Here is a 14,989-nt window from a genome sequence, read left to right as displayed (position 1 = left end):
CCTCTAATCCACAGGCGGGAGGAAACCTTATGGGAAAGATCGACGTCCATGCGCACTACCTGCCGCCTGCGTATCGCGAGATGCTCGCTCGACGCGGGCTCACCATCCTGGACGGCGGCTTTCCCGTGCCCGATTGGTCGGTTGAGGCGCACCTTTCGGCTATGGAGGAGCTGGACGTCGACTTCTCGGTGATGTCGGTCTCGTCTCCGCACGTGTACATGGGAGACGATGCCGAGGCGGCCGAGGTGGCGAGCGCCTGCAACGATTTTGGGAGCGAGTGCGCGACCGAGTGCCCAAAGAAGCTGGCGTTTTTTGGCTGCCTGCCGACGCCCGACGTGGATGCCGCCGTGGCCGAGGCGCAGCGATGCGCCGAGCTCACCGGATGCAAAGGCTTCTGCCTGCCGACGAACTCCCGCGGCACCTACCTCGGCGATGCCCGTCTCGACCCCCTTATGGCGAAGCTCGACGAGCTCGGCGCGATTGTCCTCATCCACCCCACGGAGCCCTCTGCCGTGCCCTCGGGCGTTTGCGAGACCGTGCCGTTCCCGATGATGGAGTTCTTCTTCGACACGTGCCGCGCCGTCGTGAATCTGGTGGTCAAGAGCTTGCCGGAGCGCTACCCGAACATCAAGTGGATCGTGCCGCACGCAGGTGCCTACCTGCCCATTATTTGCGACCGCATCGCACCCATGTCGAAGATGGTCGCAGGCGGGCGCGACATCGACGTCGAGGCTTCGCTTAAGCGTTTCTATTACGACCTCGCGGGCACCGTCGTGCCAAAGCAGCTCGGCTGCATCCTTGACCTTGCCGAGAAAGAGCGTTTGCTCTACGCATCGGATTACCCCTTCACGCCGCTTGCGCTGGACGTGCGGCTCGCCAAGTTGCTCGATGCGGCTCTTCCCGAGGACCTTCGTGCGCCGGTTGCTTACGGCAACGCTTGCGCCCTGCTCGGCCTTCCGGAGGCGGGGAAGCGATGAAGACGGGTGCTTCTTCGACCAACTGCCGTGTCTGCACGCGGCGAGGCGTCCTTCGCCTCGCCGGCCTCGCTGCCGTCTCGGCAGCGACGGCCTCGCTTTACGGTTGCGGCCCCACGAGCGAGGACGAGCAGAACGTGCGCGACTCGGTCGACTCGCAGCTGAACCAGCTCACGACGCTCTCCGGATCCGAGCTTCTCGGCGAGCGCGCGGCCGATGTCGAGAAACTCAAGGTCTCCTGCGACGATTTTGTCCGCGCGCTCTTCGACGGAGCCGGATGGACGGTCGACGAGGTGGGCTTCGAGGGCTCCATCGCCACGGCAAAGGTGTCGCTGACCTGTCGCTCGTTCTCAAAGGTCCTCGATGCCCTCAAGGAGGCCTACACGGCGCAAGCGCTCGAGGACGGGGGGTACCCCGATGAGTCGGAGCTCTATGGCACCGCCGGCAAGTCCTTGCTCGAATGCATCCGCGCGGCGTCGCTCGATAAGCGCTTGGTTGACGTGACGCTGACAAAGAATGACGGCTCCTGGATCGTCGACGAGAACGGAAACCATGCCCTCATTTCGGCTCTTATGGGGTTCTGAGCAGCGTTTTATTGTTGACCACAAACTTTTTTGAGATTTTGGGTTGCATTGAGCGTCACATGTGCGTATAGTACTTTCTTGCGCAAAGACAGCGTAAAACATATTCCCCGGTGGCGCAGTGGTAGCGCAGCTGACTGTTAATCAGCGTGTCGCAGGTTCGAATCCTGCCCGGGGAGCCAGAATTTTCAACCCGGCTCTGTCGGGTTTTTTTATATGCTGAGCACTGTTTACGGCTTTTACGTGGGTATAGATAGCCTGTGATAAATTCTTTTGGGGATGAATTATTAGGCGTAGACTCGACGACTATATGGGAGGAATTTTGGTTTCCGGTACCGCAGACGCAAAGACGTTGCGCAAGGCTCACACCAAAGGTCGTTTCGCTAAGGACCTCTTTATTCTTCAGCAGCTCGTCGGTAAAGATTTTAAGCTTCGTTACCGTCGAAGTGTCCTCGGCGTCATTTGGAGCGTTTTGAACCCGCTGCTCATGATGATCATTATGAGCTTTGTGTTTAGTTATTTTCTTACGAGTTCTGATATCGCTAACTACCCTCTTTACCTCATCGTAGGCAACATCACTTTCACCCTTATGAACGATGCTACTAACGGGGGACTTAACTCAATCATTATGGCATCTTCCCTGCTTAAAAAAGTTAAGATCGACCGCTGGGTTTTTCCTGTTCAGAAGGTCTTCTCTGCCGTGGTCAACTTCGCGTTCAGTCTCATTGCCGTGGCCGTTGTCATGCTCTTCTTTCAAATCTCGCCTACTATTCACATTTTATGGATGTTTGTTGGCCTATTCTTTCTTATTCTTTTCTGCATTGGCATTGGCATGCTCATCGGTTCTCTTGCCGTGTTTTTCCGCGACATGATTCACCTCTGGAGCGTCATGTTGACCGCATGGATGTACCTCACTCCAATCTTTTGGAGCCTGAAGCTACTGACCGACAACCCGCAGGTCCCTGCTATTGTTATTGCCGTTGTTAAGATCAATCCGATGTTCAATTATCTTGAGATCATGCGCTCGGCTATTGTTTATCAATCCACGCCTTCGCGCATGTGCCTGCTTCTCGCTGCTGTCTGGGCCTTAGTCGCCCTCATCGCTGGCATACTCGTTTTTAAGAAGACCGAACACAAGTTCATCCTCTACATTTAGATAAGGTCCTTTAAGCATGGGTTATTACTCTCTTCCGGCCTCTCCTGACGAGGACTACGCCATTGAGGTAAATGACGTCTCGATGATTTTCAATATGGCCTCCGAGGTCCTAACCAACCTCAAGGAGTACTTCATCAAGGCAATGAAGCATGAGCTCTTCTTCAAGGAGTTCCGCGCGCTCAACCACATCTCGTTCAAGGTCAAGCGCGGCGAGATCGTCGGTCTCGTCGGCACGAACGGCTCCGGCAAGTCCACGATGCTCAAGTGCATCGCCGGCGTGCTCGATCCTTCTGAGGGCGATATTACCGTCCGAGGCAATATTGCGCCGCTCATCGAGTTGGGTGCCGGCTTTGACGCAGAGCTGACGGCTCTTGAGAACATCTACCTAAACGGAGCCCTGCTGGGCTACAGTCACGATTTCATCGACGAGCACCTGCAGGATATCGTCGACTTCGCTGAGCTCCAGGACTTCCTCGAGATGCCGCTCAAGAACTATTCCAGCGGCATGGTCGCGCGCATCGCCTTCGCCATTGCCACGGTTACCGAGCCCGACCTGCTCATCGTCGACGAGACCCTCTCGGTTGGCGACGTCTTCTTCCAGGAGAAGTGCTTGAACCGCATCCGTTCCTTCATCGACTCCGGTAAGGTCACGGTTCTTTTTGTCAGCCACTCCATGGAGCAGGTGGCCGAGATCTGCGACCGCTGCGTCTGGATCGAGAAGGGCCAGCAGCGTATGGACGGCCCCTCCAAGGAGGTCCTCGAGGCTTACGGGAACCAGTTCAAGTAGGCCGCGCGCCCTCCGTCAGAGGGCTGCAGGTCCTTTCGCAGATTGTTTCTTGCCCGGACTCTCGCGCAGTTGTAAGGTGAACAAGAACCTTTAAGCGCGGTACGAGAGACCAGCAAGGTTGAGAAGCCCCATGAGGCGACCCATATACATGCTGGATGTCCTGTACCGCTTCGGTCAGGGCATCTTTTTTGTCGAAGGGAGTCCCATGGAAGAGGCCAGGCTCAAGGCTCAGATCATGGACGAGCGGGCGATGGGCCGCGCGCTCACCCGCATTGCCCATGAGGTCATCGAGCGAAACGAGGGCGCCGGGGGCATCGGCATCGTCGGTATCGTGAGCAGGGGAGCCGTTATCGCCCCGCTGCTCGCAGACGAGATCGAGAAGATCGAGGGGGTCCGCCCGCCGGTGGGCACACTCGACATCAGCTTCTATCGCGACGACGTGAGCCGTGCGATCGCGCCTGTGCTCCACAGCACGAACATCCCGTTTAACGTCGACGACCACGACATCATCTTGGTCGACGACGTCCTCTACACCGGGCGCACCATCCGCTCTGCGCTCGACGCGCTCATCGACTACGGCCGCCCCAAGACCGTACAGCTTGCCGTCATGGTCGACCGCGGGCACCGTGAGCTGCCCATCCGCGCCGATTACGTTGGCAAGAACGTCCCGTCTTCCCGCGATGAGGACGTCCGCGTCAACCTCAAGCCCAGCGACGACACCACGTCGGTCGAGATTTGGACCAAGCCCCAGAAAAACAATGGAGGTGCCAAGTAATGCTTTCCGTCAAGCACCTGATCGACACCACGAGCCTCACCGAGGACGACATCTACCAGATTCTCGACACGGCCCGCGCGTTCGAGGACGTGAACAGCCGCGCCATCAAGAAGGTACCCGCCCTTCGCGGCCGCACCATCGTGAACCTGTTCCTTGAGCCCTCCACGCGCACCAAGAGCTCCTTTGAGCTCGCCGAGAAGCGCCTCTCGGCCGACTCGCTCTCCATGGGCGGCTCCACGTCGTCGGTCGTCAAGGGCGAGTCGCTGGCCGACACCATCCAGACCATCGACGCCATGAACGTCGATATGTTCATCTGCCGCGCCAAGCTCGCCGGTACCCCGCAGAAGATTACCGAGCACACCGACGCCATCGTGATCAACGCCGGTGACGGCAAGCACCAGCATCCCACGCAGGCCATGCTCGACCTCTACACCATCCGCAAGAACTTCGGCCACCTTGACGGCCTGAAGGTCGCCATCGTTGGCGACCTCTCTCACAGCCGCGTCTGCGGCTCGCTCGTCCCCGCGCTCAAGACGGTCGGCGCAGACGTCACGCTCGTCGGCCCCCCGACCTTCCAGGTGGACGACCCCGACTACTACGGCGTGCCGCAGACCGCCGACTTCGATTCCGTGATCCCCGAGATGGACGTCGTCTACATGCTGCGTGTTCAGCTCGAGCGCATGGAGGGCGCCTCCATCCCGTCTCGTCGCGAGTACAACCGCCTGTGGGGCCTCGACATGAGCCGCGTCAACAAGATGCGCCCGGAGGCCATCATTTGCCACCCCGGCCCGATGAACCGCGGCATGGAGATCAACGCGGACGTCGCCGATTGCGCGAAGTCGAGGATTCTGACCCAGGTAAACGCCGGCGTGCTCACCCGCATGGCCGAGATGTACCTGCTGCTGGGAGGAGAGAACAATGGCATTTCTGCTTAAGGGCGCCCACGTCGTCGACCCGCAGGTCGGCCTCGACGGCTTCCGCGACGTTTTGATCGACGGCGAGAAGATCGCGGCCGTGTCCGAGGCCCTCGAGGCTCCGGAGGGCGCCGTCGTCATCGACGCGCACGACAAGTACCTCGTCCCTGGCCTCGTGGATATGCACGTCCACTTCCGCGACCCCGGCTTCGAGTACAAGGAGACCATCGAGACAGGCTCGGCCGCGGCCGTCCACGGCGGCTTCACCGACGTCGCCACGATGCCCAACACCGACCCCGTGACCGATACCGGCGCCGAGGTCCGCTACCAGATCGAGCGCGGAAACGCGGCGGGCCTCTGCCACGTGCGCCCCATCGGCGCCATGACGCGCGGCGAGAAGGGCGAGTCGCTCGCCGAGATCGGCGACATGGTCTCCGCCGGCGCCGCCGCCTTCTCCGATGACGGCCACGGCGTGCAGTCCGCCGGCATGATGCGCACCTGCATGGAGTACATCGCGCAGTTCGACCGCGTTGCGCTCGCGCACTGCGAGATCGAGTCGCTCTCGGGCCACGGCGTCATCAACGAGGGCCGCGCCTCCACGCGCCTCGGCATGTTCGGCTGGCCGGCCTTGGCCGAGGAGCTCGAGATCTACCGCGATATCGAGCTCGTTCGCCTCACCAAGTGCCCGCTGCACATCTGCCACATCTCCACGCGCAAGGGCCTCGACCTCGTGCGCGCCGCCAAGGCGGACGGCCTGCCCGTCACCTGCGAGGTCACCCCGCACCACCTGTTCCTCTGCGAGGACGACATCACCGACGCCTACGACACGAACCTCAAGATGAACCCGCCGCTGCGCCGCGCCGACGATGCCGCGGCGCTTCGCGAGGGCGTGCTGGACGGCTCGGTCGACTGCATCGTCACCGACCACGCGCCCCACGCCCAGCACGAGAAGGACTGCGAGTGGGAGATCTCGTTCTTCGGCATCGTGGGCCTCGAAACCTCGCTGCCGCTCATGGTCCAGAACCTCGTCTCCACCGGCAAGATGAGCTGGGCTCGCCTCGTCGAGGTCATGGCCGTGAACCCGCGCCGCCTGCTGCGCCTCGACCCCGTCAGCGTGACCGAGGGCTCCGTGGCCGACCTCACCCTCATCGACCCCAAGGCATCCGTCGAGATCACCCCCGAGTACCTCCAGAGTCGCTCCAAGAACTCCGCGTGGCTCGGCCGGACCCTCACGGGCGTCGCGACCGACGTCTTCGTCGCCGGCAAGCGCACCCTGGCCGACGGCGTCGTAAGCCCGCAGTAGGGGAGAGGCCATGACCCCCACTTCAAAGGTCCACGAATACGAGTTCACGGTCGTGGAAAACGAGCCGGCAGCCGAGGGGCTCTACCGCATGGTCTTCTCGGCGCCTGTGCTCGCGGCAGCTATCCGCCCGGGGCAGTTCATGAACTTCCTCGTGCCGGGTGCGAAGCAGATTCTGCGCGTGCCGCTCTCCTTTGCGCACGCGGACGCCGAGGCCGGCACCATCGAGATCATCTACGCCCTTGTGGGCGAGGCCACCCGCGCCCTCTCCCGCATGGCTGCGGGCGAGAAGTCCAGCGTCCTCGGCCCCTCCGGCAACGGCTGGTCGGTGCGCGAGGGCCAGGGCCGCTCCATCGTCATCGGCGGCGGCGTGGGTGCTCCCCCCGTGGTCGCGGCCGCCCGGCTTCTGGCCGATAACGGCGTCGCGTTCGACGGCATCCTCGGCGCGCAGGCGGCCGAGAAGCTCTGGGGCGCGGAGGCCCTCTCCGAGCTCGGCGCCGGCCAGGCGCTCGTCACTACCGACGACGGCACGGCAGGCATCAAGGGCTTCACCACAGACGCCCTCGCGGAGCTTCTCGCCGGCGGCATCTACGACACCGTCTACACCTGCGGGCCGCAGGTCATGATGCGCGGCATCGCCAAGATGTGCGCCGATGCTGGCGTTTCCTGCCAGGTCTCCATGGAGCGCATGATGTCGTGCACGTTCGGCGCCTGCAACACCTGCAACGTCTCCATGGCAGACGGCACCTACAAGTCCTGCTGCATGGACGGCCCGGTCTTTGACGCCAAGGAGGTGGCGTGGTAATGGAGAACAACGTTTCCATGGCCGTCGACCTCGGCGGCGTCAAGATGCAAAACCCCGTGAACACGGCTTCCGGCACCTTTGGCTTTGGCTGGCAGTTCGAGGGCTTCTTCGACGTTTCTCGCCTGGGGGCCATCACTACCAAGGGCTGCTCCGCCGAGCCCTGGACCGGAAACCCCGAGCCGCGCATGTGCGAGGTCCCCTCCGGCATGATGAACACCGTCGGCCTCGCCAACCCCGGCATCGCCGGCATGCTCGACAAGTGCGGGGAGTACCTGCAGGGCCTCGAGCAGCGCGGATGCCGCGTCATCCTGCAGGCGGCCGGCCACTCGGTGGAGGAGTACGTAGCCGCCGTCGAGAAGATCGAGGAGCTCGCTCCGTGGTGCTCGGGCGTCGAGATGAACATCTCCTGCCCCAACATCGCCCGCGGAGGTGCCCTTGTTGGCGGCACGCCCGAGTCTGCCGCCGAGGTCGTCGCAGCGGTGCGCGCCCGCGTCAAGCGCCCGCTCCTTGTCAAGATGGCCCCGGTGCGCGTGCCCGAGATTGCCCGCGCCATCGAGGCAGAGGGCGCCGATGCCCTCTGCCTCATCAACACCATCAACGGCATGCACTTGAACGTCCGCACGCGCAGGAGCATGCTCTCCAAGCCCACCGGCGGCGTCTCCGGCCCCGCCATCCACGCCATCGCCGTGCGCATGGTCTGGGAGGCCGCGCAGGCCGTAAAGATCGCGATCAACGGCATGGGCGGCGTCGCCACCTGGGAGGACGCGGCCGAGATGATTTTGGCAGGCGCCACCTCCGTCACGGTGGGCACCGCCAACTTCTATGACCCCGCCGCGGCCTCAAAGATCGTGGACGGGCTTGCCGCTTGGGCCGCCGAGCAGGGCGTATCCGACATCAACGAACTGATTGGAGCTGTGGAATGCTGAGCTACGAAGAAGCTTCCGACAAGGTGATCATCGCACTTGACTGCAGCCGCGAGCGCGCCTTCGAGCTCGCCGACATGCTCGGCGAGAAGGCCACTTGGGTGAAGGTCGGCATGACGCTTTTCTATGCCGAGGGCCCGGCCATCGTCGAGGCCATGCACGAGCGCGGCCTCAAGGTGTTCCTGGACCTCAAGGTCCACGACATCCCGTTCCAGGTCCAGGGCGCCGTGCGCGCCGCATCCATGACGGGTGCGGACATCCTGTCCATCCACGGCCTGGGCACCGCCGCCATGATCGAGGCTGCTCGCAAGGGCGCCGAGGAGGCCGCCGAGAAGACCGGCCGCGAGCGCACCCGCCTGGTTGCCATCTCGGTCCTCACCAGCATGGACCAGGACGCCCTCGAGTCCATCGGCGTTACCTGCCCCATCAACGAGGAGGTCTCGCGCCTGGCCAAGCTCTCCTACGGCGCTGGAGCCGACGGCATCGTCTGCTCCCCGCAGGAGGCCGCGGAGATGCGCGAGCTTCTCGGCCCTGACGCGTGGATCGTCACCCCGGGCGTCCGCCCCGCGGGCGCCGAGGTGGGCGATCAGAAGCGCATCGCCACGCCCGCAGCCGCCATCGAGGCTGGCGCGTCCAAGCTCGTCATTGGCCGCCCGATCACGGCCGCGGACGACCCCGTGGCCGCCTTCGACGCCATCTGCGCCGAGCTCATGGCCTAATCTACAAGTTCAACAATTTTCGCGAAACCGCCGGTCAAGGGGCCCAAAACGTCCCGTGAGCGGCGGTTTTTGCGCTATTTACGTCCAAATACCTACCAGTTGTGAAAAAGTTATAGCCGCTGAGCTGGGCTTTTTCGATTTCTTCTTGCAATTGGGCAGGTAAATGGGCATAGTAATTGACGGCAAGTCCAGCCGGCACCTCTAGCCGGCAGACGGCTTTTTAACAGCTATATGTTTGGAGGACACAATGGCTCTACCCCAGCTTACGCCCGAGCAGCGCAAGGCCGCCCTCGAGAAGGCCGCCCAGGCCCGCCACGAGCGCGCTGAGCTCCGCGAGAAGATCAAGTCCGGCAAGGTCTCCCTTGCCGACGTCCTCGATTCCGACGATTCCATCGCCAACCGCATGAAGGTCTCCGCCCTCATCGAGTCTCTCCCGGGGTACGGCAAGGCCAAGGCCGCAAAGATCATGGACGAGCTGGGCATCTCCGCCACCCGTCGCGTCAAGGGCCTCGGCGCCCGTCAGCGCGAGCAGCTCATCGAGGTTCTCTCCAAGTAAAAATGACGAGGACACCGCATTTATTCGTTGTGTCCGGACCGTCAGGCGTAGGTAAGGGCACGCTGGTCGCAGAGTTGCGCCAGCGTGTTCCTTCCCTAGGCCTGACGGTTTCTGCGACGACGAGAACTCCCCGCGCGGGGGAGAAGGAAGGCGTCTCCTACTACTTCCTCTCCGAGGAGGAGTTCGAGCGCCGCGTCGAGGCGGGCGAGTTCCTCGAGTGGGCCAACGTCCACGGTAATCGGTACGGCACGCTTTTGAGCGAGGTCGACAGGTTTTTTGGCGAGGGTCGCTCCGTTGTGCTCGAGATCGACGTGCAAGGCGGGCTCAATATTCGCCGGGTGCGCCCCGACACCGTGCTCGTCTTCATCGAGCCCCCTTCCGCAGAGGAGCTCGAGAGAAGGCTCCGCGGCCGTGGGACCGAGGATGAGCAGACTGTTCGACTCAGGCTCTCGAACGCCGCGTCCGAGCTTGAGGCCGCCGCCGATTACGATGTTCGCATCGTCAACGACGACCTCGTCCGCGCCGTCGGCGAGCTCGCCGACCTGATAGATTCATACGAGACGAAGGAAAGGTCTCTTTAGATGTCCGTCACCAAGCCCAGCATCGATACCCTGCTCGAGAAGACCGAGCACAACCCGTTCCTGCTTTGCTCCATCGCTTCCAAGCGCGCCTGCGACATCAACAACATGATTCGTGGCCAGCACCTGCGCGTCGCGGCGATCCAGGAATTCGACGACATCACCACCGTCGTCTCCGGCAAGGACACCGTCTCCATCGCTATGGAGGAGGTCGAGTCCGGTACCTTGGGCTTCGTCAAGGAAGAGTTTGACGGGGACATCAAGGGCGCCAACTCGATCGCCGACTAGCGATGGCCGAGAGACTCTGCCTGGTTCACTATCACGAGATCGGCCTTAAGGGCAAGAATCGCTCGACCTTCGAGAACCAGCTCGTCACCAACCTGCACCGCGCACTCAAGTCGTTCGACGTGCGCGATATCCAGCGCATCTCGGGCTATGTGGTCGTGGAATCCGTTGATCGCCAGGCCTCAGAGGCCATGGCCGACGCTATTAGGCGCGTGCCCGGCGTGGCGCGCGTCTCTTTGGCGTATCGCACGGGGCTTGATGAGGGCGAGTTCATCGACTCCGCCATCAAGGCCCTTGGCGAGGCGGGGGAGTTCCACAGCTTCAAGGTGCACGCGCGGCGCAGCTCCACCACCTACGGGCGCCACACGCTCGAGATGAACCAGCTCGTCGGCTCGGCTCTTTGCGAGGCGTTCCCCGACAAGAAGGTCGACGTGCACAACCCCGACGTTACCGTCGTCGTGCACGTCGTCCAGGGCTCGACCTATGTCTACGCCGCTTCCGCTCCCGGCGTCGGCGGCCTTCCAGTGGGTACGGCCGGTAAGGTCGTCACGCTGCTCTCGAGCGGCTTCGACTCCCCGGTGGCCACTTGGATGGTCGGTCGCCGCGGCGCGGTTTGCGTGCCCATACACTTCTCGGGCCGCCCGCAGACGAGCGACATGAGCGAATGGCTCTGCCAAGACATCGTCGACGCCTTGGCGCCGTCCGGCGTCGTGGGGCGCATGTACGTGTGTCCCATCGGCGACAAGCAGCGCGAGATCTCGCTTGCCGTGCCGCAGAGCCTGCGCATCATCATGTATCGCCGGCTTATGTTCCAGGTCGCTGAGCGCATCGCTGCTCTCGAGGGGGCAAAGGCGCTCGTAACCGGCGAGTCGCTCGGACAGGTCGCTTCTCAGACGCTGGAGAACATCCATGCGGTCAACGAGTGCGTGAACATCCCGGTTCTCCGTCCGCTCATCGGCTCCGATAAGCAGGAGATCATCCGCCGCGCGCAGGAGATCGGCACGTACGACATCTCTTGCCAGACGGCGCCCGACTGCTGCACACTCTTTATGCCGCGCCGTCCCGAGACGCACGCGCGCATGGAGCAGGTCCTCGAGGCGTGGGACAGCTTCGATCACGCGGCGATGCTCGAGGAGCTCGTGGACAACATCGAGTATAAGGACTTCAGCCAGTGCCCGAGCTACCATGCGCCCAAGGGTAGGCTGCGCACCCATCACTCCGAGCTCGGGCCCGCTCCCGAGAAGCGCGCGAGCGAGGCGCAGTAGATTTTAGGCTTGCGATTTTGCCTTAGTTTGAAATGGCACGCCCTTCGGGGCGCGCCATTTTTGTTTTGCGAATTAGGTGTGAAGAACACAATTATGTTTTCTGAAAATACGTTTCTTACACTCCTTGTTGACCTGCGTAAACGCAAATCGCCGTAAGAATTCGGTAAGAATTCGGTTAGAATTCTGCAAGACAAATTTAACCATTTTTGTCTTCGTGCCAATGGCTGGACCCTAAATCGGCAACGATTGTTTGGGGGTGGTCGCGGTGTCTCAGACTCATAAACCAGGGGTAATCACAAGGGCTCGAAGGCTCGGCCGGCGATATGGCCTCACAGGCGGGAAGGTGACCGCCGGGCTTTTCTGTGTGCTGCTCGTGGCCGCTGTCGCAGTTGGGGTCGCGATTGCGGGCGGCACCGGCGGCGTCACGATCGAGCGCTCCGGAACGGCGGAGACTGCTGCCGCAGATGAGGGCGCTGCCAAGAGGGAAGAGGTAAAAGCCCAGATAGTCGTCCACGTAGACGGCGCTGTGGCGGCTCCGGGCGTCTTCACCTTGGTCGAGGGCGCCCGCGTGAACGACGCGGTTCTTGCCGCGGGGGGCATGACGGAGGGGGCCGACACCTCGACCATCAACCTCGCCGCGCCTTTAGAGGACGGAGCCAAGGTGCATGTCCCGACTACAGAGGAGCTAGGCTCGGCCCCATCGACGGCCACGAGCGATTCATCCGGCACCTCCTCATCGACCGCCGCGAGCAACGGGCTCGTCAACATCAACACGGCCACCTCAGCCGACCTCCAGACGCTATCGGGGGTGGGGGAGGCCACGGCGCAGGCCATTATCGATGATCGGGATGCCAACGGGCCGTTCTCGTCGCCGGAGGACCTTATGCGCGTCTCGGGCATCGGCGAGAAGAAGTTCGCAAAGATCAAGGGCCATATCTGTGTCTAAGTTGCCGCCCATGCCGCCTCGCCCCGCGATACCTGCCGCGGCTTACGGGCTCGCCGGCGCCATCGCGGTGTCGCAGTTGATCATGCGAGCTCAGGGGGATTGGCGCGGCGTTGCCATCGCCTTCGCGTGCGTCACGGCCTTCGTGGCTGTTGCGGGAATCGTCATGGCGCGCGGCCGGCTCTGCGCCCTTGGGCCTGTGTTGACCATCGTCTCCTTCGTTGGTCTCCTATCCTGCGGCGCGGCGTCGCTCGCTGCCGCGCGCACCGAGGCGTGCGGCTCCGCCCTCGGCTCCTCCGCGGTCTCTTCCTGGTCGTTTGAACTCGTGTCGGACATGACGCACGGCGCTTCGTCATGGCGTGGACGGGCACGGGCCGTGGGCCCAGATGGCGAGCATGGCTTCGTGTGGGTTTCTTGCCCCGAGGAATTCGGACGAGGCGAGACGTTGCGCGCGGTGGGCCGCTATAAAGCCAACGCTGCGGACGACTGGGGAAGAAGCTCGGCCGGCCAAGGCATCTGCGGCACCGTTTCGCTGGTTCGCGTGACGAGGCATGAACTGGCTGCGGGGCTCTACGGCGAGCTTCTCAAACTTCGCCTTGCTGTCATCGAATCGTTTTGCCCGGAGGGGAAAGAGACGCCCGCTGGCGCCCTGATGGCAGGTCTGGTCTGCGGCTACTCGGTCCCTCTCAAAGAGCTCGGGCTCGATGACGACTTCGCCGTTTGCGGGGCCTCGCACCTGATCGCGGTGTCGGGGAGCCACCTCGCGCTCGTGTCGTCGCTGCTCGCGCGCGCGATAAAGCGGACGCGCTTAGGCAAGGTCGCGCGCCTGGTCGTGCTCATTTTGGCCACGGGAGTTTTCGTCGTGTTCTGCGGAAGCCCGCTCTCGGCGGTGCGCAGCTGGCTCATGTCGATGGCAGCCGGCGCATCGGAGCTTGCCGGGAGGCGTGGGCATCCCTTGTCCGCCATGAGCGTTATGGGCTGCCTCATTGTGCTTTTGGACCCGAGCTCAACGGGCCAGATGGGCTTTCTTCTCTCGCTTCTTTGCGTCGGGGGGATCTGCCTCTTTGGCAAGTACGCCGAGCACCAGGTCATGTGCCTTACCAGCGTGGATCAGCCGGTCCTTCGCGCCCCCGAGTGGGCGCGGCCTCATGTACGCAGAATCAAAAACTACATGTTTCAATCGGTTGCCACCTCGATTGTCTGCCAGCTCGCCTCGGCCCCCGTGTGCCTTCCGGCGTTCGGCAAGCTGTCGCTCATCGCACCTATCGCGAATATCGCGCTGGGGGCGCTGTTCTCGCCGTTGCTTGGGGCAGGCGTTATAGCGGCAGGCTGCTCGCTGCTTCCGTTCGGCGACTTTGCGCTCAGCCCCGCCACGGTGCTGGGTTCTGTTTTCATCCAGGTGATTCACCTCTTTGCCGGGGTGCCCCTCGCCTGCGTGTCCGTGGATTGCGACGCCACGGTGTGCTGGGCCGTGTTCGTGGCCTGCGCAACTTTGCTGCTCGTCTTTTGGCCAAAGGCAAGAAGACGGGCACTCCTTGGGTTTCTTTCCGCGATAGTTGTCGCGATGTTCGTTTACCTCGTGCACTGGAGGTATTTTGTCCCTGCATCGATCTGCGTCATGGACGTGGGGCAGGCAGACGCCGTCCTGGTTCGCGACGGCGCCTCATCGCTCATGGTGGACGCGGGTGTCGACTCCGCGGTCGCGACGGCTCTGGCAAGAAACCACGTGCTTCACCTCGACGCCATTGTCCTCACACACCTCGATGACGACCACGTCGGCGGTCTCGATGACCTCGTCGGGGTGCTCGGCTGCGATCAGGTTTACGTCGCAAAGGGCGTCAAGAAGAACATCCCCTCTGACCTCTCCGTTGCGATTCGCAAACTTACCGGCAAGGAGGCGACGGAGATCTCGTTCGGGCAGGCTTTGAGTATCGGCGCCTTCAGGGCCCGTGCCGTCTGGCCCGAGGAGCCGGTGCAAGGCGACGAGAACGCCGATTCCGTCGTGCTCAAGGTTTCCTACGAGCGGGCGCAGGGGAGACTGACGGCGCTTCTCACCGGGGACGCCGAGAGCGATCAGCTCGAGCAGGTCATCTCGTCCGGGGCGGTGGGGGACATCGATTTTCTTAAAGTCGGCCACCACGGCTCGGCTGCGTCGATAACCGAACAGGAGGCCTCTGTGCTGCTCCCGGAGGTGGCCGTGGCGAGCGCCGGCGAGAACAACCGCTACAAGCACCCGAGGCAGGAGTGCATCGACGCGGTCGAGTCGGCGGGCGCGCTCTTCTTGTGCACCAAGGACGTAGGCGACGTGACCGTGAGTCCAGGCTTAAACGGGCCGCAGGTCAAGTGCACTAAACGTACTTTGACAACTGAATAGACGCTGCGGCTCAGGGCAGGCGGCCTGCGGTTTGGGGACAGTCCCCTTTTCGCA

At 62.8% G+C, this 14,989-nt stretch carries 16 protein-coding genes and 1 tRNA gene; all 17 read left to right on the top strand.

What is annotated here, in order from left to right:
• Positions 1–29: 29 nt before the first annotated feature.
• The 17 genes from U5709_RS09205 to U5709_RS09125 all read left to right on the top strand — a co-directional run bounded on the left by U5709_RS09205 (position 30) and on the right by U5709_RS09125 (position 14,935).
• Positions 30–977 (top strand): amidohydrolase family protein, encoded by a 948-nt coding sequence (locus U5709_RS09205; RefSeq protein ID WP_321970853.1) that lies wholly within the window; start codon positions 30–32, stop codon positions 975–977.
• Positions 974–1,558 carry a hypothetical protein gene (locus U5709_RS09200; RefSeq protein WP_321970854.1) on the top strand — a complete coding sequence of 195 codons (585 nt, stop codon included), beginning with the start codon at positions 974–976 and terminating at the stop codon, positions 1,556–1,558. The genes U5709_RS09205 and U5709_RS09200 overlap by 4 nt, the downstream gene beginning before the upstream one ends.
• Before the next feature lie 104 nt (positions 1,559–1,662).
• Positions 1,663–1,737 (top strand) — tRNA-Asn (locus tag U5709_RS09195).
• Positions 1,738–1,877: 140 nt separating this feature from the next.
• Entirely contained in the window at positions 1,878–2,711 is an 834-nt protein-coding gene (locus tag U5709_RS09190) for an ABC transporter permease (protein ID WP_321973257.1), read from the top strand.
• 16 nt (positions 2,712–2,727) lie between these two features.
• Complete coding sequence (locus tag U5709_RS09185; protein WP_321970856.1) at positions 2,728–3,498, top strand: ABC transporter ATP-binding protein; 771 nt, start codon at positions 2,728–2,730, stop codon at positions 3,496–3,498.
• Between the two features lie 205 nt (positions 3,499–3,703).
• Positions 3,704–4,273, top strand: a complete 570-nt coding sequence (gene pyrR / locus U5709_RS09180) for a bifunctional pyr operon transcriptional regulator/uracil phosphoribosyltransferase PyrR (protein WP_321973256.1) — start codon at positions 3,704–3,706, stop codon at positions 4,271–4,273.
• On the top strand, positions 4,273–5,208 hold the full coding sequence (locus tag U5709_RS09175) for an aspartate carbamoyltransferase catalytic subunit (RefSeq protein ID WP_321970858.1): 936 nt from the start codon (positions 4,273–4,275) through the stop codon (positions 5,206–5,208). Before pyrR ends, U5709_RS09175 begins: the two co-directional genes overlap by 1 nt.
• A complete protein-coding gene (locus tag U5709_RS09170; RefSeq protein WP_321970859.1) occupies positions 5,192–6,490 on the top strand; it encodes a dihydroorotase in 1,299 nt (432 codons plus the stop codon). Before U5709_RS09175 ends, U5709_RS09170 begins: the two co-directional genes overlap by 17 nt.
• Before the next feature lie 10 nt (positions 6,491–6,500).
• Entirely contained in the window at positions 6,501–7,292 is a 792-nt protein-coding gene (locus U5709_RS09165) for a dihydroorotate dehydrogenase electron transfer subunit (RefSeq protein ID WP_321970860.1), read from the top strand.
• Entirely contained in the window at positions 7,292–8,218 is a 927-nt protein-coding gene (locus U5709_RS09160) for a dihydroorotate dehydrogenase (protein WP_321970861.1), read from the top strand. Before U5709_RS09165 ends, U5709_RS09160 begins: the two co-directional genes overlap by 1 nt.
• Positions 8,212–8,934, top strand: a complete 723-nt coding sequence (gene pyrF / locus U5709_RS09155) for an orotidine-5'-phosphate decarboxylase (protein ID WP_321973255.1) — start codon at positions 8,212–8,214, stop codon at positions 8,932–8,934. The genes U5709_RS09160 and pyrF overlap by 7 nt, the downstream gene beginning before the upstream one ends.
• 247 nt (positions 8,935–9,181) lie before the next feature.
• Positions 9,182–9,490 (top strand): integration host factor, actinobacterial type, encoded by a 309-nt coding sequence (gene mihF / locus U5709_RS09150; protein WP_321970863.1) that lies wholly within the window; start codon positions 9,182–9,184, stop codon positions 9,488–9,490.
• A 2-nt stretch (positions 9,491–9,492) separates the two neighbouring features.
• Positions 9,493–10,071 carry a guanylate kinase gene (gene gmk / locus U5709_RS09145; protein WP_321970864.1) on the top strand — a complete coding sequence of 193 codons (579 nt, stop codon included), beginning with the start codon at positions 9,493–9,495 and terminating at the stop codon, positions 10,069–10,071.
• Positions 10,072–10,356 (top strand): DNA-directed RNA polymerase subunit omega, encoded by a 285-nt coding sequence (locus U5709_RS09140; protein ID WP_321970865.1) that lies wholly within the window; start codon positions 10,072–10,074, stop codon positions 10,354–10,356. It abuts the gene before it with no gap.
• Between the two features lie 2 nt (positions 10,357–10,358).
• Positions 10,359–11,618, top strand: a complete 1,260-nt coding sequence (thiI, locus tag U5709_RS09135; protein ID WP_321970866.1) for a tRNA uracil 4-sulfurtransferase ThiI — start codon at positions 10,359–10,361, stop codon at positions 11,616–11,618.
• 343 nt (positions 11,619–11,961) lie between these two features.
• The gene (locus U5709_RS09130; protein ID WP_321970867.1) at positions 11,962–12,564 is read left to right on the top strand and encodes a ComEA family DNA-binding protein; all 603 of its coding nucleotides are present in this window, start codon (positions 11,962–11,964) and stop codon (positions 12,562–12,564) included.
• Positions 12,557–14,935: a ComEC/Rec2 family competence protein gene (locus tag U5709_RS09125; protein ID WP_321973254.1), complete on the top strand. Its 2,379-nt coding sequence runs from the start codon at positions 12,557–12,559 to the stop codon at positions 14,933–14,935. The genes U5709_RS09130 and U5709_RS09125 overlap by 8 nt, the downstream gene beginning before the upstream one ends.
• Positions 14,936–14,989: the final 54 nt, after the last annotated feature.

This window comes from Paratractidigestivibacter sp. (assembly GCF_963660155.1).
Lineage (GTDB): Bacteria > Actinomycetota > Coriobacteriia > Coriobacteriales > Atopobiaceae > Paratractidigestivibacter.
Note: the sequence above shows the minus strand (reverse complement) of the source record. Positions and strands in the feature narration are given on the sequence as shown.

Bases quoted from the DNA above. Each gene is read 5' to 3' on its own strand.
- U5709_RS09205 (WP_321970853.1), top strand. From the start codon at position 30: ATGGGAAAGATCGACGTCCATGCGCACTACCTGCCGCCTGCGTATCGC.
- U5709_RS09200 (WP_321970854.1), top strand. From the start codon at position 974: ATGAAGACGGGTGCTTCTTCGACCAACTGCCGTGTCTGCACGCGGCGA.
- U5709_RS09185 (WP_321970856.1), top strand. From the start codon at position 2,728: ATGGGTTATTACTCTCTTCCGGCCTCTCCTGACGAGGACTACGCCATT.
- pyrR (WP_321973256.1), top strand. From the start codon at position 3,704: ATGGAAGAGGCCAGGCTCAAGGCTCAGATCATGGACGAGCGGGCGATG.
- U5709_RS09175 (WP_321970858.1), top strand. From the start codon at position 4,273: ATGCTTTCCGTCAAGCACCTGATCGACACCACGAGCCTCACCGAGGAC.
- U5709_RS09170 (WP_321970859.1), top strand. From the start codon at position 5,192: ATGGCATTTCTGCTTAAGGGCGCCCACGTCGTCGACCCGCAGGTCGGC.
- U5709_RS09165 (WP_321970860.1), top strand. From the start codon at position 6,501: ATGACCCCCACTTCAAAGGTCCACGAATACGAGTTCACGGTCGTGGAA.
- U5709_RS09160 (WP_321970861.1), top strand. From the start codon at position 7,292: ATGGAGAACAACGTTTCCATGGCCGTCGACCTCGGCGGCGTCAAGATG.
- pyrF (WP_321973255.1), top strand. From the start codon at position 8,212: ATGCTGAGCTACGAAGAAGCTTCCGACAAGGTGATCATCGCACTTGAC.
- mihF (WP_321970863.1), top strand. From the start codon at position 9,182: ATGGCTCTACCCCAGCTTACGCCCGAGCAGCGCAAGGCCGCCCTCGAG.
- gmk (WP_321970864.1), top strand. From the start codon at position 9,493: ATGACGAGGACACCGCATTTATTCGTTGTGTCCGGACCGTCAGGCGTA.
- U5709_RS09140 (WP_321970865.1), top strand. From the start codon at position 10,072: ATGTCCGTCACCAAGCCCAGCATCGATACCCTGCTCGAGAAGACCGAG.
- thiI (WP_321970866.1), top strand. From the start codon at position 10,359: ATGGCCGAGAGACTCTGCCTGGTTCACTATCACGAGATCGGCCTTAAG.